Source organism: Streptomyces novaecaesareae (assembly GCF_000716875.1).
Classification (GTDB): domain Bacteria; phylum Actinomycetota; class Actinomycetes; order Streptomycetales; family Streptomycetaceae; genus Kitasatospora; species Kitasatospora novaecaesareae.
Genome location: NZ_JNWQ01000036.1, coordinates 1 through 20185, shown reverse-complemented (window position 1 = coordinate 20185; position 20185 = coordinate 1). Strand labels below are relative to the sequence as shown.

The following is a 20185-nucleotide window of genomic DNA, read 5'->3' as shown; positions in this document are numbered from 1 at the left end:
GCGCTACGCGACTGCGCGGCCCCGCCGCGTCAGCCGCAGCCCTGTCCCCCCTCCGTCGAGGAGTCGTCCGCCGTGGGCCCTCACCCCGCCGTCGCCGCGATACGCCTGGCCGTTCGCCGCACGCTCACCGACCTCGCCGCCGAGGCCGGTTCCACCTTCACCGCGCCCGTGCGCGAGCCCCGCGAGCGCCCGGCCGGGGCGCCGCTGGTGGGTGCCGCCGTCGGCACCACCCTGATCGGCAACGCCGCCCGCCACCCGTCCGGGCTGCCCCGGACCCCGGCTGCGCCCGGCTCGCCGCTGGTCCTCGTCGCCGTCAGCGGCGGCGCGGACTCGATGGCACTGGCCATCGCCGCCGCCTTCGAGGCCCCCAAGATCGGCCTGCGGGTCGGCGCCGTCACCGTCGACCACGGCCTCCAGGCCGGCTCCGCCGAGCGCGCCGCCCAGGTGGCCGAGCGGCTGCGCTCGCTCGGCCTCGACCCGGTCGAGGCGATCCCGGTGCGCGTCGGCCGCACCGGCGGCCCGGAGGCCGCCGCGCGGGACGCCCGCTACGCGGCCCTGGACGAGGCCGCCGACCGCCACGGCGCGATCGCCGTCCTGCTCGGCCACACCCGGGACGACCAGGCCGAGACCGTACTGCTGGGCCTGGCCCGCGGTTCGGGCGCCCGCTCGCTGGCCGGGATGCCGGCCCAGAAGGGCCGCTACCGCCGTCCGCTGCTGGAGCTGGACCGGGCGGCCACCCGGCAGGCCTGCTCCGCCCAGTCGATCCCGGTCTGGGACGACCCGCACAACTGTGATCCCGCCTACACCCGCTCCCGGGTCCGGCACGAGGTGCTGCCGGTCCTGGAGAAGCACCTGGGCGGCGGCGTGGTCGAGGCCCTGGCCCGCACCGCCCGGCTGTTCCGCGACGACGCCGACGCCCTCGACCAGTGGGCCTCCCTGGCCGAACGCGACCTCCGTACGGGCGAAGGCGCCTTGGACGCCGTGAAACTGGCCGAACTGCCGCCGGCCGTACGCCGCCGGGTGCTGCGCCGGGCCGCACTGCGCGCGGGCTGTCCGGCCGGGGACCTGTTCGCCCGGCACCTGGAGACGATCGACCTGCTGGTCACCGGATGGCGAGGCCAGGGGCCGCTGCACCTACCCGGGGGCGTCGAGGCCACCCGCAGGTGTGGCACGCTGGTCTTTCGGCGGCAGGGCGACTGACGGGCGAGGCATGCCCCGGGGGAGCCGACCGCCGGCCACACAGACCCCGAACGTTTGAGGACGTATCCCCGGTGGACCAGAACGACATGGGCGCTGACCTCGCGAAGGTGCTCATCAGCAAGGACGAGATCGACGCCAAGCTCCTGGAGCTGGCCGAGCGCATCGACCGGGACTACGCAGGCAAGGACCTGCTGATCGTCGGCGTCCTCAAGGGGGCCGTGATGGTCATGGCCGACCTCGCCCGGGCCCTGCACTCGCAGGTCACCATGGACTGGATGGCCGTCTCCTCGTACGGGATGGGCACCAAGTCCTCCGGCGTGGTGCGGATCCTGAAGGACCTGGACACCGACATCGCCGGCCGTGACGTCCTGATCGTCGAGGACATCATCGACTCCGGTCTGACGCTGTCCTGGCTGCTGGGCAACCTGGGCTCGCGCGGCCCGGCCTCGCTGGAGGTCTGCACCCTGCTGCGCAAGCCGGACGCGGCCAAGGTCGAGATCGACGTGAAGTACGTCGGCTTCGACATCCCGAACGAGTTCGTGGTCGGTTACGGCCTGGACTACGCCGAGAAGCTGCGTAACCTCCCCTTCATCGGCACCCTCGCCCCGCACGTCTACGGCGGCTGAGGGTCCGTTCGGGCTAGGGGCGGGAACAGTAGGTCGTTCCCGCCCGTTGGACCGGGGGACCAAAAGAACCAAAGCCGTGTCGCAGTGCTCCCGCCATCGGTGGGTCCGACTGCGGTACGGTCCAATAAACCGCTCTTCACATGAGCACCGACCGGATGCGCCGCGGCCCACAGCCACACGGCGCCGTTGAGTGGCAGGAGGGACGGGGCGGCAACGCCCCGCATGGATGGACGTCAAGCGATACTTCCGTGCGCCGATCATGTGGATCGTGCTGGCCGTCCTCGCCGTCATCGTCTTGATGCAGGTCGTTTCGGATTCGAACGGCTACAAGACGGTGGACACCGGTCAGGTGGTCGCGGCGATCGACGCGCACAATGTCAAGTCGGCGCAGATCACCACCGGTGACTCGAACACGATCAAGATCCAGCTGAAGGACGGGGCAACGCTGCCCAACGCCGGTACGGGCAAGACCCCGTCCGGCGCCAAGTTCCAGGCCTCGTACATCGGCGACCAGGGTGTCGCGATCGCCGACAAGCTGCAGGCCCAGATCAACGACAAGGACGCGAGCACGCTCGCCGAGGGCTACACCGTCAGCCCGGAGAAGCAGAGCACCTTCGTCAGCCTGCTGCTGTCGATGCTCCCGATCGTGATCATCGTCCTGGTCTTCCTGTTCCTGATGAACCAGATGCAGGGCGGCGGCTCCCGGGTCATGCAGTTCGGCAAGTCCAAGGCCAAGCTGCTCACCAAGGACACCCCGAAGACCACCTTCTCCGACGTCGCAGGCGCCGACGAGGCGGTCGAGGAGCTCCACGAGATCAAGGAGTTCCTGCAGGAGCCGGCCAAGTTCCAGGCCGTCGGCGCCAAGATCCCCAAGGGCGTGCTGCTCTACGGCCCGCCCGGTACCGGCAAGACCCTGCTGGCGCGTGCCGTCGCGGGCGAGGCCGGGGTGCCGTTCTACTCGATCTCCGGCTCGGACTTCGTCGAGATGTTCGTCGGTGTCGGCGCCAGCCGCGTCCGCGACCTCTTCGAGCAGGCCAAGGCGAACGCCCCGGCGATCATCTTCGTCGACGAGATCGACGCCGTCGGCCGGCACCGCGGCGCGGGCCTCGGCGGCGGGCACGACGAGCGCGAGCAGACCCTCAACCAGCTGCTGGTCGAGATGGACGGCTTCGACGTCAAGGGCGGCGTGATCCTGATCGCCGCGACCAACCGCCCCGACATCCTGGACCCGGCGCTGCTGCGCCCGGGCCGCTTCGACCGCCAGATCGCGGTGGAGCGCCCCGACCTCCAGGGCCGTCTGGACATCCTCAAGGTGCACCAGAAGGGCAAGCCGATCGCGCCCGACGTCGACCTGTCGGCCGTCGCCAAGCGCACCCCCGGCTTCACCGGTGCCGACCTGTCGAACGTCCTGAACGAGGCGGCGCTGCTGACCGCCCGCTCGGACAAGAAGCTGATCGACAACGGCATCCTGGACGAGGCGATCGACCGCGTCGTGGCCGGTCCGCAGAAGCGCACGCGGATCATGTCCGACAAGGAGAAGAAGATCACCGCGTACCACGAGGGCGGCCACGCCCTGGTCGCGGCGGCCTGTCAGTACAGCGACCCGGTGCACAAGATCACCATCCTGTCCCGCGGCCGGGCCCTCGGCTACACCATGGTGCTGCCGGACGAGGACAAGTACTCCACCACCCGCAACGAGATGCTCGACCAGCTGGCCTACATGCTGGGCGGGCGCGCGGCGGAGGAGCTGGTCTTCCACGACCCGACCACCGGCGCCTCGAACGACATCGAGAAGGCCACCGCCACGGCGCGGGCCATGGTCACCCAGTACGGCATGACCGAGCGTCTGGGCGCGATCAAGTTCGGCAGCGACAACTCGGAGCCGTTCCTGGGCCGCGAGATGGGCCACCAGCGCGACTACTCGGAAGAGGTCGCCGGGCTGGTCGACGAAGAGGTCAAGAAGCTCATCGAGAGCGCGCACAACGAGGCCTGGGAGATCCTGGTCGAGAACCGCGACGTGCTCGACAACCTGGTGCTGGAGCTCCTGGAGAAGGAGACCCTGAACAAGGAGCAGATCGCCGAGATCTTCGCCCCGATCGTCAAGCGCCCGGCCCGGCCGGCCTGGACGGGCTCCGCCCGCCGGACGCCGTCCACCCGGCCGCCGGTGCAGTCGCCGAAGGAGCTGGCGCTCACCAACGGCGCCGCCGCCGCGGTGGACACCGCTCCGGTGGACATCGTGAAGCTCCCGCCGCTGCCGGCCGCCGAGCCGCCGACCGAGAGCTGACCCCCCGGATCCAAGGGGAATGGATGCCGCGTCACCAGGGTTTGTACCCTGGAGGCGCGGCATCCGTGCTGTTCAGCCAGAGTTCCCAGACGTAAGCGAGGCCCGCATGATCGACCCGGTGACGCTCGACGGTCCGCCCGCCGTCGGTGCCTTCGACCAGAAGCGGGCCGAGAACGCCATCCGCGAGCTGCTGCTCGCCGTGGGGGAGGATCCGGACCGCGAGGGCCTGCTGGAGACCCCGGCCCGGGTGGCGCGTGCCTACAAGGAGATATTCGCGGGCCTCTGGCAGGAGCCGGAGGAGGTGCTCACCACGACCTTCGACCTCGGCCACGACGAGATGGTGCTGGTCAAGGACATCGAGCTGACGTCGGTCTGCGAGCACCACCTGGTGCCGTTCCGCGGCGTGGCGCACGTCGGCTACATCCCGTCCACCAGCGGCAAGATCACCGGCCTGTCCAAGCTGGCCCGGCTGGTCGACGTCTACGCCCGCCGGCCGCAGGTGCAGGAACGCCTGACCAGCCAGGTGGCCGACGCGCTGATGCGGATCCTGGAGCCGCGCGGGGCGATCGTCGTGGTCGAGTGCGAGCACATGTGCATGTCGATGCGCGGCATCCGCAAGCCCGGCGCCAAGACCATCACCTCGTGCGTGCGCGGCCAGCTGCGCGACGCGGCCACCCGGGCCGAGGCGATGAGCCTGATCATCGGACGATAGGGGCCGTCGGCCGACAGCGGCTGTAGCTCAGGGCACCTCGTGCTCCGCGTGCGCCGGAGCCGGGGTGCCCAGTGCGTTGCGGCGCTCCGGCATCCGCAGGGTGACCATCCGGCGCCAGCCGTAGGCGCGGTCGTACAGGTAGAGCGCGTGCACCCCGAGGGTGACCACGGCGAGCTGCCAGCGCGGCCAGCGCAGGATCCGCGCCATCCGGGCGGTGACCGCCAGGCCGACGTCCCGGTGGGTGCGGATCTCGCCGCGGGCGCTGGTCTCCAGGGTGTGCCGGATGTACGGGCCGTGGCCCTCGGCCTCCAGCCGCAGCAACTCCTCGTGGCAGTACGCGAGGTGGTTGTCCTCGTCGGCGGAGATCATCCGCATCGCCCGGCCGAGGTCGGGGTTGTCCCCGTACACCTTGACCAGCTGGCGCATCTGCTCGGCGGCGCGCTGCTCGGTGACCCGGCTGTGCGCGAGGTAGGTGATGATCTCGCGCTCGGTCAGCGGGACGTCGCTGTTCAGCCGTTCGTGGGAGAGGCCGACGCCCTGGCGCTCCAGCAGCATGCAGTAGTCGGCCTCGTCCGGGACCGCCACCTTGGGCAGGCCGCGCTTGGTCAGCAGCTGGGTGAAGATCCGGCCGTGCTTGCGCTCGTCGGCGCCGTGCCGGGCCACCTTCGGGGCGAGGACCGGATCGCTCGTGAGGGCGGTGATCCGCTCGTTCTCCCAGCCGCCCTGGTCCTCGCCGCCGGCCGCGATGCTGCAGAACAGCTGGTACGCCTGGTCGTTCCGGTAGATCTCGTTGAAGAGCGATCGGGTGCTCAGCACGGCGCCTCCTGCGCGGATCCGGGGCGGCGCCCGCCGGGGCGGCGGGCGGACGGCCGCGATACGTTCCCCCCGGGCCGCCGGCCGACCGGGCCGACCGGCGGGTAATCACTCACACGCGTTAGCCGAGGTGCGAGCCCAGCCACTCCAACGAGGCCGGGAGCTCCTTGGTCCAGCTGTCGAAGTTGTGCCCGCCGTCGTCCAGGTAGAGCGATTCGACTGTGAACTGCGGGTTGGCCGCCGTGGCCTGGGCGGCCTGTTCGACGAACTGGACGGTCTGCGGGTAGTCGCCCTCCTTGCGGGTGGAGACCACCAGCAGGTTGAGCGGCGGCACCGGCAGGTTCTGCAGCCGCCAGCCGAGGTCGTGCTGCTGGGTCAGCGCCTTGTCGCCGTTGAAGAGGTCTCCGTTGGTGTAGTTGTCCTGGCGCACGGTGAAGTCGCCGTGCAGGCTCGCCGCGCTGCCGAAGACGTTCGGGAAGCGCATCGCCAGGCGCAGCGCGCAGCTGCCCCCGGTGGAGTAGCCGAAGGTGGCCCAGGACCCGGCGGTACGGCCGACCCGGTAGCTGCTGCGGACGGCCTCGGGCACGTCCTTGACGAACCAGGTCTCCGTCCGCGGGCCGCCGGGGACGTCCACGCACTCGGTGTCCCGGGACGGGACGACCGCCGGGCGGGCCATCACCAGGACGGTCGGCGGCATCTTGCCGGAGCGCTGCAGCTCCATCGCGGTCTGGGCGAAGGGGAGCTCGTGGAGCAGGTTCAGCGTGGTGCCCGGGTAGCCGGCGATGGCCAGCAGGACGGGGAAGCGGACCAGGGCGAACTTCGGGTCGAAGTACTCGGGCGGCAGGTAGACGAACATCTGGTCGGAGAAGCCCGTCTCCTTGCCGCTGACCCGGACCGACTCGACCTTGCCGACCTCCTCGGGGGTGCCCTTCGGCAGGTTGGTGATGGTCTCCAGGCCGCCCTCGCCGGTGGGCTGGACCAGCGCGTCGGCGACCGGGGTGCCGCCCTTGTGGTTCTCGTTGCTGGTCAGCGCGAGCTTGGCGCCGCCGGGGCTGAGCAGGTCGTCCCAGGACGTGTAGAACCCGAACGAGTTGTTCACCGAGAGCGCGAGCACGGCCAGGACCGAGACTTGAACCACCGTCAGCAGGCCGATCCGGCCGAGCACCGGCAGCGGGCGCTGCCTCGCCAGCCGGGGCCAGATCCACAGGGTGGTGACGAGGGCCGCGGCGCCGAGCGCGAGCAGCGAGTTCACCAGCGCGTCGCTGGTCAGTTCCATGCCGTCGGCCTTCCGGTGGGAGACTGTCGGTGCAGGCTTCATCGTCTGGCGGTCCGTCAGGCCGGGCCACCGCGGCTAGGCTGTCCGGGCGCCCGGGAGGGGGCGGTGGGGCGGGGTAAGTCACAGGCAACCGGCGCCCTAGAATGCGGCGTCCACCGTACGTAACGCGTCCCGGAGGGTCCTGCCGCGCCACGCTGCGGCAACCCCCCGGCTCCCACCGCCGGCTCAACCCGCAGCGCGTCCACGGCCCCGGTTTACCGACCGTTTCCGGGTCCTTGGTATGCGCATTGCCTGATGAAGGAATAGGCATGAAGGTCCATCACGCGTCCTCCCCCGGAGTGACCGGACACCGCCCCGCAGCCTCTACGCTGAGCTTCCATGAGCGTTCCCGTGTCCGTTGAGCCGAGCCCCGAGCAGCCGCCGCGCCGTCGTCGCGGCCTGCAGACGCTGCGTACCCAGGCAGCCTCCGTTCCGAGGGCCTGGCTCCCGGGCGCGGTCGGCTACGCCTGTCTGCTGATCGGGCTGGTCGACATCGCCAGTGCGGTGTTCCCCAAGCTCCGGCACACCAAGATGCACACCTTCGCGGGGCAGCTGCCCGGCGGCACCACGAGCCTGGCCGCGGTCGGCACGCTGATGGTCGGCATCCTGCTGGTGCCGCTCGCGCACGCGTTGCGCCGGCGCAAGCGGCGGGCCTGGCGGGTGGTCTGCGTGCTGCTGCCGGTCGGTGCGGCGCTGCACATCGTGCGCTGGCACCAGGTCGGCCCGGCGGTGGTCTCGCTGGCCGTGCTCGCGGTGATGCTCGTGCACCAGCGCGAGTTCTACGCCAAGGCCGACCCGCGCACCCGCTGGCGCGCGGTGGTCAACCTGGTCGTCATGGGCGTCCTCAGCGTGCTGCTCGGCCTGCTGATCGTGAGCACCCGCACCAAGTACGAGTTCGGCCACCCGGGCCTGGGCGAGCGCCTGCAGCACGTCGGGTACGGACTTTTCGGCTTCGAGGGCCCGATCCGCTACACCAACGAGCGGATGTCCGACCTGGTCGCCTACCTGCTCGGCGGGCTCGGCCTGCTGACCGCCTTCACCACCGCGTACCTGGCGCTGCGCCCGGGCAAGCCCAAGCCCGAGCTCACCGCGGACGACGAGGAGAAGGTCCGCGCGCTGCTGACCAAGCACGGCGAGCGCGACTCGCTCGGCTACTTCGCGCTGCGCCGCGACAAGAGCGTGCTGTTCTCGCCCACCGGCAAGGCCGCGATCTCCTACCGGGTGGTCTCCGGCGTGATGCTGGCCTCCGGTGACCCGGTCGGCGACGTCGAGGCCTGGCCGGGCGCGATCAAGGTGTTCATGGCCGAGGCCCGCGAGCACGCCTGGGTGCCGGCCGTGATGGGCTGCAGCGAGGTCGGCGGCGAGGTCTGGACCCGTGAGGCGGGCCTGGACGCGCTGGAGCTGGGCGACGAGGCGATCGTCGACACCTCCACCTTCTCGCTCTCCGGCCGGGCCATGCGCAACGTCCGCCAGATGGTCAAGCGGATCGAGCGCAACGGCTACTCCTGCAAGGTGCGCCGGGTCTCCGACCTCACCGTGGAGGAGAAGTACCGGATCGCCGACGCCGCCGCCCGCTGGCGCGGCACGGACACCGAGCGCGGCTTCTCGATGGCGCTGGGCCGCTTCGGCGACCCGCTGGACGACGACTGCGTGGTCGTCACCGCCCACAAGGACCCGGAGGAGGGCGAGAGCGGCGACGACCTGAAGGCCGTGCTGCACTTCGTGCCCTGGGGGCCGGACGGCATCTCGCTGGAGCTGATGCGCCGCGACCGCGCCGCCGACCCGGGCCTGAACGAGCTGCTGATCGTCGCCGCGCTGCAGGCGGTGCCCGCGATGGGCATCCGCCGGGTGTCGCTCAACTTCGCGATGTTCCGCTCGGCGCTGGCCCGCGGCGAGCGGATCGGCGCCGGCCCGGTGCTGCGCGCCTGGCGCGGGTTGCTGGTGTTCCTCTCGCGCTGGTTCCAGATCGAGTCGCTGTACAAGTTCAACGCCAAGTTCCAGCCGGAGTGGGAGCCGCGCTTCCTGGTGTTCCCGAACACCCGGGACCTGCCGCGGATCGGCTTCGCCGCGATGCAGGCGGAGGCCTTCATCACCCTCGGCATGCCGCGCTTCGGCCGCAAGCGCCAGCGTGAGGGGCTGATGCCGGTGCCGTCGGCCCGCGAGGTCACCGAGGCCGCCTGAGGCCGTCTGAGGCCGGTCGCCGTGAGCGGCCGGTGTGGACGGGCCGCTGTGGACCGCACGGGGCCCCCGCCGAGAATCCTCGGTGGGGGCCCCGTTCGATAATGGGGAGCATGAGCGAACTGCCGTCCTTCTCCTTGCCGGCCGGTCTGCCGCGGCTCGAACGCTGCGCCGTGATGGGCGTCGTCAACGTCACGCCCGACTCCTTCTCGGACGGCGGGCTCTGGCACGACCCCGCCAAGGCGATCGCGCACGGGCTCGCCCTGCGGGCTCGCGGCGCGGACCTGGTCGACGTCGGGGGCGAGTCCACCCGGCCGGGCTCGCAGCGGGTGCCCGAGGACGAGGAGCTGCGCCGGGTGATCCCGGTGGTGCGCGAGCTCGCCGACGCCGGGGTGATGGTGTCGGTGGACACCATGCGCGCCTCGGTCGCCGAGCGGGCCGTCGAGGCCGGCGCCGCGGTCGTCAACGACGTCTCCGGCGGGCTCGCCGACCCGGCGATGGCCCGGGTGGTCGCCGAGACCGGCGCGCCCTTCGTGGTGATGCACTGGCGCGGGCAGTCCGCCGACATGGACAAGCTGGCCGTCTACGGCGACGTGGTGCGCGACGTGGTCGCCGAGCTGACCGACCGGGTGGACGCGCTGCTGGCGGCCGGGGTCAAGGAGGACCAGCTGATCCTCGACCCCGGGCTCGGCTTCGCCAAGACCCCCGAGCACAACTGGGCGCTGCTCGGCCGCCTGGACGAGCTCACCGCGCTCGGCCGTCCCGTCCTCGTGGCGGCTTCGCGCAAGCGGTTCCTGGGTACGCTGCTCGCCGACCCGGCAACCGGGGAACTGCGCCCGCCCCGGGAGCGCGACGACGCGACGGCCGCGGTGTCGGTGCTGTCGGCCAGGGCCGGGGCCTGGGCGGTGCGGGTGCACGACGTGTCCGGCACGGCGGACGCCGTCCGGGTGGTCGCGGCCTGGCAGCGCGCGGCGCGGCCGGGGCACTCCTGCCCGACGGCGGGCAAGGACGGCGGGGTGAGGGAGGGTCTGTGACAGGTGACGGCAGGTTGAGCGGCGGTACGGCCGGACAGGCCCGCGAGGCGGACCTGGAGGCCGTGCTCGCGGCGAACCGAGGACTCTACGAGGCGTTGGAGCGGGGGGACCTGGAAGCGGTCGAGGACGCCTGGCTGGGCGCCGCGGACGCCGACGACAAGGGCGGCGTGGTGTGCGTGCACCCCGGCTGGCCGGTGCTGCGCGGGCGGGCGCAGGTGACCCGTTCGTACATGCTGATCATGGCGAACACGGAGTACATCCAGTTCTTCCTGACCGATGTCGAGGCCGAGGTCCACGGTGATGTGGCCCTTGTCACGTGCACGGAGAACATCCTCTCCGGCGGTGAGGCGGAGGAGGAGGGCGAACTCGGACCGCTGGTCGGCGGAAAGGTGGTCTCGACGAATCTGTTCCGTCGTACCCCGGCCGGGTGGAAGCTCTGGTCGCACCACGGTTCACCCGTTCTGACCAGCGGTGACGAGGACGACGAGGACTGATTCCGGCGACTGCGGAAATGTCGTGCCGGGAAGCCGCCCGGGAATTCGCGAGTGGTCACCGAACGTTCACGTCAATCGCCATTCCGGTGCGCGTAGCGTCGTTTGCTGCCGGGTAGGACGGTCAGGCGTTGTCCGTGCTCGCGGGTAGATTCGAAACGGAGTGGCGGGCGTGCTGCCCGCCTTCGCCCTGCCCGTCCATGCCTTTCTCCGGGCGGGGCCCGTCCGACTGGGAGCAGTGATTCGTTTGCTGGACCGCGTCACCCTGCGGGGGCTGCGAGCCCGGGGCCACCACGGCGTCTTCGAGCGCGAGCGCGTCGAGGGCCAGACCTTCGTGGTCGACCTCGTGCTGTACCTGGACACCCGCCCTGCCGCGTCCGGAGACGACCTCACCCGCACGGCGCACTACGGCATCGTGGCCGAGGAGGTCACCGCGATCATCGCCGGGGAGCCGGTCGACCTGATCGAGACCCTGGCCCAGCGCATCGCCGACCAGTGCCTCAAGCACGAAGCGGTCGAGGAGGTCGAGGTCACCGTGCACAAGCCGGACGCCCCGATCACCGTGCCGTTCGACGACGTGACCGTGACCATCCACCGGGGCCGCGCATGACCCCCACCGCGCGCCCGGTATCCGATGCAGAGGACTTTCGATGAGCACCAGCGACCAGACCGTCGCGCCGAACGCGTTCGACCTGGAGAGCCGGGTGGACTCCGCCGACACCACGCTGCACAGCCAGCACTGCGCGGTGATCGCGCTCGGCAGCAACCTGGGCAACCGGCTGGACACCCTGCAGGGTGCCGTCGACGCGCTCGCCGACACCCCGGGGCTGAAGATCAAGGCCGTCTCCGCGGTCTACGAGACCGAGGCCGTCGGCGGCCCCGAGGAACAGCCGAACTACTACAACGCGGTCGTGGTGCTGCGCACCTCGCTGCCCCCGCGGGACCTGCTGGAGCGCGGCAACGCGATCGAGGACGCCTTCGGGCGCGTGCGGACCGTCCACTGGGGCCCGCGCACCCTGGACGTCGACATCCTGGCCTACGAGGGCGTGCTCAGCGACGACCCGCAGCTGCTGCTGCCGCACCCGCGCTCGCACGAGCGGGCCTTCGTGCTCGCCCCGTGGCTGGACGCCCAGCCGGAGGCCGAGGTGCCCGGCCACGGGCGGGTCGACGCGCTGCTGGACGCGCTCGGCGGGGCGGACGCGCAGGGCGTGAAGCGCCGCGAGGACATCCGGCTGACGCTGCCGGAGTAGCCGCCCGGGGCAAGCGAGGAGCGAGCGCTGGAGCGCCGACCGTCGGCACCGGACCGGACCGGAGCGGTTCGGAGGCGAGCGGGCGAGTAGCCGCCAGGGAACTCGACCGGGGGCCCGGCCGTACGAGTAGGTGACCGTCGTTCGCGCGGGTGCCCGCCCGGCCGGGCCCGGTACGGTGGCCTGGCGCCGCCGAGCCGGGCCACCGGGCGGGCGGCCGGCTCTGGTACCCCGGGAAGGACCTGCTCCGAGTGAAGCTGCTTCGCCTCCGCCTGCTGATCGGCATCACCGCCGCCACGACGGCGCTGTCCTGGGCAGGCTCCAAGCTGTGGGCCTCCCTGGACACGCTGCCGGCCGTGCCGGGCGCGGCGCCGATCGTGCTGGCGGCGGTGGCGGTGATCCTGCTGGCGACCGGGCTGTCGCTGCGGGCCCGGCTGAAGGCGGTGCGCGAGCGCCAGCACGGCGCGAAGGGGGTCGACCCGCTGCTCGCGGCCCGGGCGGTGGTGCTGGGGCAGGCCAGCGCGCTGGTCTCGGCCGTGGTCACCGGCATCTATGCGGGCGCGGGGATCTACCTGCTGGGGGAGCTGGACGTGTCGGCCCGCAAGGATCAGGCCGTTACGGCCGGGTTCGCGGTGCTGGCGGGGGCCGCGGTGATCGCCGCGGCGCTCTGGGTCCAGCACGTCTGCAAGCTGCCGGAGAACCACGACGGCCCGAACGGATCGGGCGGTCCGGCGGCGTCGCACCGCTGAGCAGGGCCTTCTTGGTGATCTTGAGTGAAACGCCGGGCACGTGCGGTAAAAACCGCACCATGTCAAGGGCGGAAGGGGACCCTGGGCTGACAGGGCCCCAATTCGCACGCTAGTTTCTTGGCATGTCTCGCGGACGCCACCGTCATTCCTCCGTCCTCGGCCGGGTCTTTCCCCCCACCGCCGCCGGCGTACTGCTGGTCGCCGCACTGGCCGCTCTGGTTTTCAGTCAGGACACCATCCTGGTGCGCTCGGTGGGCGTCGCGGCGGTGATCGCGACGCTCGGCTTCGCGCTGCTGCTGCGCCAGCGCGACAAGGCGGCCCGGGCGGCCGCCGAGATGTCCGCGGCGCAGCGGCTGCGGGCCGAGGAGCGCTTCGAGGAACAGCTGGCGGAGGCCGAGTACGCGGCGGAGGTCGCCGAGGAGCGGGCCACCCGGTTCGGCCGACGGCTGACGGCGGAGAAGTCGCGGCTGGCGAAGGCCGAGACCGAGATCGCCCGGCTGCTGCGGGAGCGGGCCGTGTCGGTGGCCGAGCAGGCGCTCAAGGAGGCCGAGGCGGCCCAGCGGGCGCTCGCCGCGAGCCGCCCCAAGTACCCGGCCAGCCCGGCCGCCTACGTGCGCGCCGCGGCCGTGCTGCGGCTGCTGGAGCGCCGTGCGGCGGAGCAGGAGGCGCAGCGGGCGCTGACGGCGGGCGCGGAGGTCGCGCTGCGGGCGCGTACCGCCCCGGCCGCGCCGGTGGCTCCGGCCGTGCAGGCCGCCCCGGTGGCCGTGCCCGCCCCGGTGGTGCCCGCGGTGCCCACACCGGCGCAGGCGCCGGTGGCAGAGCCGCCGCGGCGGTCCGCGCCGGTGCAGCCCGCGCCGGTGCGCCCGGCGCTGACCGCGACGGTCGGTCAGCTCGGCGGGACGCCGGCCGCCCCGGCCGCGGCGCCGGTGCCGGCGGAGCGGCAGCGGCCGCGGATGGCGCAGTCCGGGCAGGTGCGCGGGCAGGGCTTCAGCTTCTTCGGCCGAGGCCCGGGCGCGGCGGTGCGCCCGGGCGCACCGGCGCCGGCGGTGGGCAGTGTCGCCGAGCTGGGCGAGCGGGCCGACCTGGCGGACGTGGTGGGCGACGAGGCGGTGGCCGCCAAGGCCGAGGCCGAGGCCCGGGCCGCGGAGACGACCGAGGTGGAGGACGGCGTGCTGGCCGCGCAGCCGGACGGGCTGCCGGAGCAGGGCGAGCCGACCGTGGTGGACCTGACGCCGGAGGACGAGACCGAGCTGATCCAGCTGCCGGAGCTGCGCGCCTCGCGCTGAGGGACCTGGACGAACGCCGCGGCGCGGGAAGTCGGACGGACCGACTTCCCGCGCCGCGGCGTTGTCAGGGGGGCGTCAGGGCTGGACGCCTCAGAGGTCGATGCCTCAGGCCCGGACGTCTCAGAGCTGGACGCCGAAGTCCTGGGCGATGCCCGCCAGGCCGGAGGCGTAGCCCTGGCCGACGGCGCGGAACTTCCACTCGCCGCCGTTGCGGTAGAGCTCGCCGAAGATCATCGCGGTCTCGGTGGCGGCGTCCTCGGAGAGGTCGTAGCGGGCGATCTCGGCGCCGCCGCTGGCGTTCACCACACGGATGTAGGCGTTGCGGACCTGGCCGAAGTTCTGGCCGCGGGCGACGCCGTCGTAGATGGTGACCGGGAAGGTGATCTTGGCGGCCTCGGCCGGCAGGCCGGCCAGGTTGACGTTGATCGACTCGTCGTCGCCCGCGCCCTCGCCGGTGCGGTTGTCACCGGTGTGCACGACGGTGTTGTCCGGCGTGCTGGTGTTGTTGAAGAAGACGAAGTGGCCGTTGGACAGCACCTTGCCGTCCGCGTTCAGCACGATCGCGCTGGCGTCGAGGTCGAACTCGGCGCCGGTCGTGGTGCGGACGTCCCAGCCCAGGCCGACGGTGACCGCGGACAGACCGGGGGCCTCCTTGGTCAGCGAGACGTTGCCACCCTTGGAGAGGCTCACAGGCATGGTGATTGCAGTCCCTTCATTCGCTTCGCGCGCTTTTCCCGGGACAACGCAATACTCCGGCGGCTTGGTTCCGCAGGGACCGTGAATTCTTCGTGGGCGTCAATGACAGGGCAAAGTTCGGGCAAAGAGCGGTGTCAGATCCGGCGGAACCGGCCCTGCAGCGACCAGATGTTCGGGTTGTCGGCCAGATCGGGGTGCATGTCGAAGAGGTCGGCGAGGGTGTCCTGGAGGAAGTCCCGGGCCTCGCGGCGCAGCTCGCTGTGCCGGATCACGGCCGGCGGCTCGTCGGGCAGCCAGGTCGCGGTGACCTCGACCCAGTTGAAGCGGCGGGCGAAGCGCAGCAGCTCGGTGTTCTGGGTGAAGTCGAGGTCGGCGGTCTGCACCCGGGCGGCCCGGCTGCCGTCCGGGTCGCGGTCGAGGTGCTCGGCGATGTCGCACAGCGCCCAGGCGAAGTCGAGCACCGGCACCCAGCCCCAGGCGGTGGAGAGCTCCGCGCCCTCGGCGTCCAGATAGACGTCGCCGCAGAACAGGTCGTGCCGCAGGGCGTGTACGGACGCGGTGCGGTAGTCCGTCTGCGGGGGGTCGGGGAAGCGGTTGGAGAGGGAGTAGCCGAGCTCGATCACGTACGCCATTGTCGGGGGTCGGGGCCCGCCCGGGTAACCGGCCGCCCCGCGTCACGGGCAGGCGGGCGGGCGAGTAAACCGCGTGACCGGGCGGGGCGGTCGCGGGATGATGGACGCATGCCTGAGCCCATCCGCGTACGGGGGTCGGTGGTCGTCCCCGACGCCGAGCTCGTCTGGCGCTTCTCGCGTTCTTCCGGCCCCGGTGGCCAGCACGTCAACACCTCGGACTCCAAGGTCGAGCTGCGCTTCGACCTGGCGGCCACCAAGGCGCTGCCCGAGGTGTGGCGCGAGCGTGCCCTGGAACGGCTGGCCGGGCGGCTGGCGGACGGCCGGGTGCTGGTGGTCCACGCCTCGGAGTTCCGCTCGCAGTGGCGCAACCGGGAGGCGGCCGCGGCCCGGTTGTCGGCGCTGCTGACCGAGGCCTGCGCGCCGCCGCCGAAGGCCCGGCGGGCGACCAGGCCGAGCCGCGGGATGGTCGAGCGGCGGCTGTTCAACAAGCGGCACCGCTCCGAGTTGAAGCAGGGCCGCCAGGTGCCGCGGGGCGGCGAGTAGCTCAGCCCAGCGCGCGGTAGCCGCCGCGGAAGTAGAGCAGCGGGCGGCCGCCGGGGTCGGGTACGGCGGCCTCCAGGACGCGGCCGATCAGCAGGGTGTGGTCACCCGCGGGTATCCGCTGTTCGGTGCGGCACTCGACGGTGGCCAGCGCGCCCTCGATCAGCGGGGCGCCGGTGCGCGGGCCGCGGTGGTGCGGGGTGTCGGCGAACAGCAGCCGGTCGCTGAGCCGGCCCTTCATGGCGAACCGCGAGCCGATCGTCTTCTGCCCCTCGGTCAGCACCGAGACCGCCCAGGTGTCGACCCGGGAGAGCACCTCGTCCATCCGGGAGTCCTCGCGGACCGAGACCAGCACCAGCGGCGGCTCCAGCGACACGGAGAGGAAGGACGTGGCGGTCATGCCGACGTCCTCGCCGTCCTCCGGGTCGTGGACGGTCACCAGGCTCACGCCGGCGGCGAGCTGGGAGAGTGCTGCCCGGAACTCGTCGGGCGTGGCGTGGGAGGCAGCTTCGGGCTGCGGCGACGGGTACACGTACCGCACGGTAGTCGTCACCCGTGGGAAACGGCATCGGGCCTTGGTCGTAGGACCGGCGGCGCAGCCGCGGGGTTGCGGCCGGTGGCCGGACTCACTCCCAGGAGTGAAGCGGGGGGACGGGCGGAGGCAGTCGGCTTCAGTCTGCGGCCGGGGTGGTCGACCACAGGAAATGGTCCGATAGCGCTTTATGTCCCGCTATGGGACGGATGAGCTGATTAAGGGCGCATTAGTGTCGTGTGATTTAAGTCACAAGTGGCTGCCTATTGCTGACCGAGCGTGCCGAACGCTGTGCTCCCTGTGATTCAGTTCTTCTGGCAATCGGACGATAACCAATCAAGAACTATCCGAAGCAGCCGGGGAGCCCCCGCATGGAAGCCGAGTCGGAGCCGTACGTCCGTCTCGCGACCCTCCGCACCTTGCACCGGGTCGTGGCGGACCTCAACGCTGCCCGCAGCCTCGCGGGCACGCTGCAGGCCGTCGTCGAGGGCGCGGTGCACGGGCTCGGCTTCGACGCCGCCGCGGTCAGCCTGGTCCGGCCGGACGGCGACCTCGTGGTGGCGGCCGTCTGGGAGCTGGAGGAGAGCGCGATGGGCGGGCCCTCCGTCCTGCTCGGCCAGGTCGGCTCCCGGGAGTCCTGGGACCGGCTGCTCGGCGTCAGCGACCACTGGGGCACCCTGCGCTTCCTGCCGTACGACCGCGGCTGGGCCGTCGCCAGCGACATCCCGCGCTGGATCGGGGACGGCACGCTGCCCGTGTACGCCAACGACTGGCACCCCGCCGACGGGCTGCTCGCCCCGATGTACAGCGCCGGCGGCGACCTGCTCGGGGTGCTCTCGGTGGACCGCCCGCGCAGCGGCAAGCGCCCCGGCGCCTGGACCCGCGAGGCGCTGGAGATGTTCTCGCTGCAGGCCTCGATCGCGATCGGCAACGCCCGGCTGCGGGCCGAGATGCAGCGCGCGCTGGCCCGCCTGGAGAAGGAGCAGCAGGCGCTGCGGGCCAGCGAGGAGAGCTTCCGCCAGGCGTTCGAGTACGCACCCAGCGGGATGGCCATCACCGAACTGCACGGCGCCGGGCGCGGCCAGCTGACCAGGGTCAACGACGCGCTGTGTCGGCTGCTCGGCCGCCCCCGGGCGGTGCTGCGCCAGCAGAGCTTCGCCGACCTCGTCCACCCCGAGGACCGCGCCCTGCTGGAGCGCACCAGCGCCGAGAGCGGCCGGGCGGAGCTGCGGCTGTCCCGGCGGGACGGCGGCTACCAGTGGGTCTGTCTGCGCAACTCGATCGTGGCCGACGCGGCCGAGGGACCGAGCTTCCTGCTGACCCACGTCGAGGACATCGAGGACCGCAAGCGGCACGAGTTCCAGCTCGCCCACCGGGCCAGCCACGACGCGCTCACCGGCCTGCCCAACGGCGCCGAGCTCAAGGCCCGGCTGGCCCGCCGGCTCTGCGCCCAGCCGCAGCCGGTCGGCGCGGCCGCCGTCCCGGCCGAGGCGGCCTACCCGCCGCCGTACGGCTACCCGGCCGACTCCTACAGCGCCCACGCCGCCCACGAAGCGCTGGAGGGCGCGGACCCGTACGCCGGGCCGGTGCACGGCTACGGGCTCCCCGAGGGCGGCCCGCCGCCCGGCCTCGGCCCGGGCTACGGGGAGCACGTGCACGCGGTGGTCCCGGCCGACCACGGGCCGGGCGGCGAGGCCTGGTCCGCGCCGTTCCGCTCCGGCGGCGCGGCCGCGGCGGACAAAGGGCTCGCGGTGCTCTTCTGCGACCTGGACGGCTTCAAGTCGATCAACGACCGGTTCGGCCACAACGCGGGTGACGCGGTGCTGGTCGAGGTCGCCCGGCGGCTGAGCCAGGCCGTCCGGGACGGCGACACGGTGGCCCGGCTCGGCGGCGACGAGTTCGTGGTGCTGGCCGACGGCATCGGCCGGGAGGAGGCGAAGGACCTCGCCCACCGGCTGCGCAACGCGATCATCCCGCCGATGCGGATCGACGGGCGGGCGATGCGGGTGGGAGTGAGCCTCGGGATCGGCTGGGCCGGCTGCGGGATGAGCATCGAGGAGGTGCTGCAGACCGCGGACGAGCGGATGTACGACGAGAAGCGGGCCCGGGGCGGGGCCGTGCGCGGTGCGCGCGGCGAGCGGTCGCACCGGCGGGCGGGCTGAGGCGTACGGGAGCGGAGGGCGGGGCCGCCCGGGCCGGGCCGGGGCCGTACGGGAACGGACGGTACGGCCGTGCGGGCCCCGGCGCCGCAGGTCGGGCGAGGTTACCCGTGAGTTGTCAAGGGGTCTTTTCCAGCCGTCACATCCGGCAGGTAGGGTTCCCGGTACGACAGCGTCCATGATCCGCGCCGCCCCCATCCGGCGGCGCGCACCGGATGGGGGAGCAGACCACCGTGACGACCGACGGCAGCAACGGAGTGCCCGAGGGCCAGGGGGGCGGTGCCCCGCAGGACGACGACCCGTTCGGCTACCTCTACCGCCCGGCCGACGGCTCCACCGGGCAGCCGGCCGAGCCGCAGCAGGGGGTCCCCCGGACGTCGTACAGCCGTCCCATGGAGGTCGGGCGCGCGCAGTACGGCCAGCACTACCCGCAGGCGGGGCCGCCGCGGGCGCAGCAGCAGCCGTACGGCCAGCCGGGGTACCCGGGCGGCCAGCCGCAGGGCCCGTACGGGCAGCCGGGCGTGCCGCAGCAGTCCGAGTACGGCGCCGGGCCCACCCAGCAGACCCGCTACGCCGAGCACTCCCGGCCGCAGCCGGGGGAGGAGCCGAGCAGCAGCGGCCGGAGCAAGGGCGCGGTGATCGGCGCGGTCGCCGTGGTCGCGGCCATCGCGATCGGCGCCGGGATCGCGCTCTCCAAGGGCGACCCGGACGGCGGCAAGGAGGCGAAGGGCGGCACCGCGACCACCGCCGCGCCGGGCCCCGCCACCCCGGGGCCGACCGGTACGACCGCGGGCGCCTCCCCCTCGGCCAGCGCCACCCCGGTGTCCGGCCCGTCGACGGTGGACGCGGGCCAGCTGCAGGGGCAGAACGCGCCGTCCGGCAACAGCATCAAGGGCGCCAAGTCGGCGGACGGCAGCTACCTGACCCTCCAGCCCGGCGGCTCGGTGACCTGGACCGGCGAGATCGCCACGGCCGGCACCTACAAGATGTACGTGCACTACAACTACGCGGGCTCGGACTTGAAGGGCGCCGCCGTGGTGAACGGCAAGGACTGGCCGAGCGGGGTGGCCTACAAGACGTACGGCGCCCCCAAGGACCCGGCGTCCTCCTGGTTCAGCACCTGGATACTGCCGCAGTTCCAGGCCGGGTCGAACACGGTGACCCTCACGGTGCCCTCCGGGGCGATCCTGATCGACCAGATCTCCTTCGAGCCGTACGGCGGCTGAGCCGCCCCCCCCGCCGGACGCACCACGGCCGCCCGTCCCCGCAGGGGGAGGGCGGCCGTTGCCGTCGCGGGCCCCGCTGCTCAGGCGGGCTTCACGGTGGAGAACTTCTCGCCGCCGAGCGCCCAGCGGCCGTGGCGCATGACGGCGACCAGGTCGTAGCTGGTGGAGTCGACCACGACGAGGTCGGCGAGCTTGCCGGTCTCCAGCGAGCCGATGGAGTCGCTCAGGCCGAGCAGGCGGGCCGGGGTGGCGGACAGCGACTCGACGGCCTGGCCGAGGCTCAGCCCGTTGACGGTCACCGAGCGCTTGAACGCCACGTCCAGGGTGAGGGTGGAGCCGGCGATCGCGCCGCCCTCGACCAGCCGGGCCACGCCGTTCTTGACCTGGACCTGGAGGGGGCCGAGGGGGTAGAGGCCGTCGCCCATGCCGGCGGCGCCCATGGCGTCGGTGATCAGGGCGACGCGG

The 20185-nt window shown here is 72.6% G+C and carries 20 protein-coding genes; 14 read left to right on the top strand and 6 right to left on the bottom strand.

Going from position 1 to position 20185, the window contains the following annotated elements; all coding sequences use genetic code 11:
• Window positions 1-72 precede the first annotated feature (72 nt).
• The 4 genes from tilS (at window position 73) to folE (ending at window position 4822) form a co-directional block, all read left to right on the top strand.
• Window positions 73-1200 carry a tRNA lysidine(34) synthetase TilS gene (gene tilS / locus OP86_RS16065; RefSeq protein ID WP_030059590.1) on the top strand — a complete coding sequence of 376 codons (1128 nt, stop codon included), beginning with the start codon at window positions 73-75 and terminating at the stop codon, window positions 1198-1200.
• A gap of 71 nt (window positions 1201-1271) precedes the next feature.
• The gene (gene hpt, locus OP86_RS16060; protein WP_030059589.1) at window positions 1272-1826 is read left to right on the top strand and encodes a hypoxanthine phosphoribosyltransferase; all 555 of its coding nucleotides are present in this window, start codon (window positions 1272-1274) and stop codon (window positions 1824-1826) included.
• 226 nt (window positions 1827-2052) lie between these two features.
• A complete protein-coding gene (gene ftsH / locus OP86_RS16055) occupies window positions 2053-4110 on the top strand; it encodes an ATP-dependent zinc metalloprotease FtsH (protein ID WP_030059588.1) in 2058 nt (685 codons plus the stop codon).
• Between the two features lie 106 nt (window positions 4111-4216).
• Window positions 4217-4822 (top strand): GTP cyclohydrolase I FolE, encoded by a 606-nt coding sequence (gene folE, locus OP86_RS16050; protein WP_030059587.1) that lies wholly within the window; start codon window positions 4217-4219, stop codon window positions 4820-4822.
• Window positions 4823-4849: 27 nt separating this feature from the next.
• Here folE and OP86_RS16045 read toward each other — a convergent pair whose 3' ends face one another.
• Window positions 4850-5638, bottom strand: coding sequence for a ferritin-like domain-containing protein (locus tag OP86_RS16045; RefSeq protein ID WP_030059586.1), 789 nt, complete (start codon window positions 5636-5638; stop codon window positions 4850-4852).
• Between the two features lie 118 nt (window positions 5639-5756).
• Entirely contained in the window at window positions 5757-6911 is a 1155-nt protein-coding gene (locus OP86_RS16040) for an alpha/beta hydrolase (RefSeq protein WP_030259511.1), read from the bottom strand.
• Between the two features lie 378 nt (window positions 6912-7289).
• On the opposite strand from OP86_RS16040, the gene OP86_RS16035 reads away from it, so the two are divergent.
• The 7 genes from OP86_RS16035 (at window position 7290) to OP86_RS16005 (ending at window position 13935) form a co-directional block, all read left to right on the top strand.
• Window positions 7290-9131: a phosphatidylglycerol lysyltransferase domain-containing protein gene (locus OP86_RS16035; RefSeq protein ID WP_051830141.1), complete on the top strand. Its 1842-nt coding sequence runs from the start codon at window positions 7290-7292 to the stop codon at window positions 9129-9131.
• 110 nt (window positions 9132-9241) lie between these two features.
• The gene (gene folP, locus OP86_RS16030; RefSeq protein WP_418952637.1) at window positions 9242-10162 is read left to right on the top strand and encodes a dihydropteroate synthase; all 921 of its coding nucleotides are present in this window, start codon (window positions 9242-9244) and stop codon (window positions 10160-10162) included.
• The gene (locus OP86_RS16025; RefSeq protein WP_078589193.1) at window positions 10159-10656 is read left to right on the top strand and encodes a nuclear transport factor 2 family protein; all 498 of its coding nucleotides are present in this window, start codon (window positions 10159-10161) and stop codon (window positions 10654-10656) included. Before folP ends, OP86_RS16025 begins: the two co-directional genes overlap by 4 nt.
• 247 nt (window positions 10657-10903) lie before the next feature.
• Window positions 10904-11263: a dihydroneopterin aldolase gene (gene folB, locus OP86_RS16020; protein ID WP_030059580.1), complete on the top strand. Its 360-nt coding sequence runs from the start codon at window positions 10904-10906 to the stop codon at window positions 11261-11263.
• A 40-nt stretch (window positions 11264-11303) separates the two neighbouring features.
• Entirely contained in the window at window positions 11304-11903 is a 600-nt protein-coding gene (folK, locus tag OP86_RS16015; protein WP_030059579.1) for a 2-amino-4-hydroxy-6-hydroxymethyldihydropteridine diphosphokinase, read from the top strand.
• A gap of 248 nt (window positions 11904-12151) precedes the next feature.
• A complete protein-coding gene (locus OP86_RS16010; protein ID WP_030059578.1) occupies window positions 12152-12649 on the top strand; it encodes a DUF3180 domain-containing protein in 498 nt (165 codons plus the stop codon).
• A 122-nt stretch (window positions 12650-12771) separates the two neighbouring features.
• Window positions 12772-13935 carry a hypothetical protein gene (locus OP86_RS16005; protein ID WP_157849747.1) on the top strand — a complete coding sequence of 388 codons (1164 nt, stop codon included), beginning with the start codon at window positions 12772-12774 and terminating at the stop codon, window positions 13933-13935.
• Between the two features lie 120 nt (window positions 13936-14055).
• Here the strand turns inward: OP86_RS16005 and OP86_RS16000 are convergent, their stop codons facing one another.
• Together OP86_RS16000 and OP86_RS15995 are read right to left on the bottom strand one after the other, a co-directional pair.
• Window positions 14056-14631, bottom strand: a complete 576-nt coding sequence (locus tag OP86_RS16000; RefSeq protein ID WP_030059576.1) for a TerD family protein — start codon at window positions 14629-14631, stop codon at window positions 14056-14058.
• A gap of 134 nt (window positions 14632-14765) precedes the next feature.
• Window positions 14766-15263 carry a hypothetical protein gene (locus OP86_RS15995; protein ID WP_418952636.1) on the bottom strand — a complete coding sequence of 166 codons (498 nt, stop codon included), beginning with the start codon at window positions 15261-15263 and terminating at the stop codon, window positions 14766-14768.
• Window positions 15264-15371: 108 nt separating this feature from the next.
• Here OP86_RS15995 and arfB point away from each other — a divergent pair, with 108 nt between their 5' ends.
• Window positions 15372-15806, top strand: a complete 435-nt coding sequence (arfB, locus tag OP86_RS15990) for an alternative ribosome rescue aminoacyl-tRNA hydrolase ArfB (RefSeq protein ID WP_030059574.1) — start codon at window positions 15372-15374, stop codon at window positions 15804-15806.
• A 1-nt stretch (window position 15807) separates the two neighbouring features.
• On the opposite strand, the gene OP86_RS15985 is transcribed toward arfB, so the two are convergent.
• Window positions 15808-16344 (bottom strand): flavin reductase family protein, encoded by a 537-nt coding sequence (locus tag OP86_RS15985; RefSeq protein ID WP_418952639.1) that lies wholly within the window; start codon window positions 16342-16344, stop codon window positions 15808-15810.
• Between the two features lie 362 nt (window positions 16345-16706).
• Between OP86_RS15985 and OP86_RS15980 the strand changes: the two genes are divergently transcribed.
• Window positions 16707-18497, top strand: coding sequence for a GGDEF domain-containing protein (locus OP86_RS15980; protein ID WP_030259505.1), 1791 nt, complete (start codon window positions 16707-16709; stop codon window positions 18495-18497).
• 230 nt (window positions 18498-18727) lie between these two features.
• Window positions 18728-19720, top strand: coding sequence for a carbohydrate-binding protein (locus OP86_RS15975; protein WP_157849746.1), 993 nt, complete (start codon window positions 18728-18730; stop codon window positions 19718-19720).
• Between the two features lie 80 nt (window positions 19721-19800).
• Here the strand turns inward: OP86_RS15975 and OP86_RS15970 are convergent.
• Window positions 19801-20185, bottom strand: a 385-nt coding sequence (locus tag OP86_RS15970; RefSeq protein ID WP_030259499.1) for an amidohydrolase family protein, incomplete at its 5' end; no start/stop codon positions are given.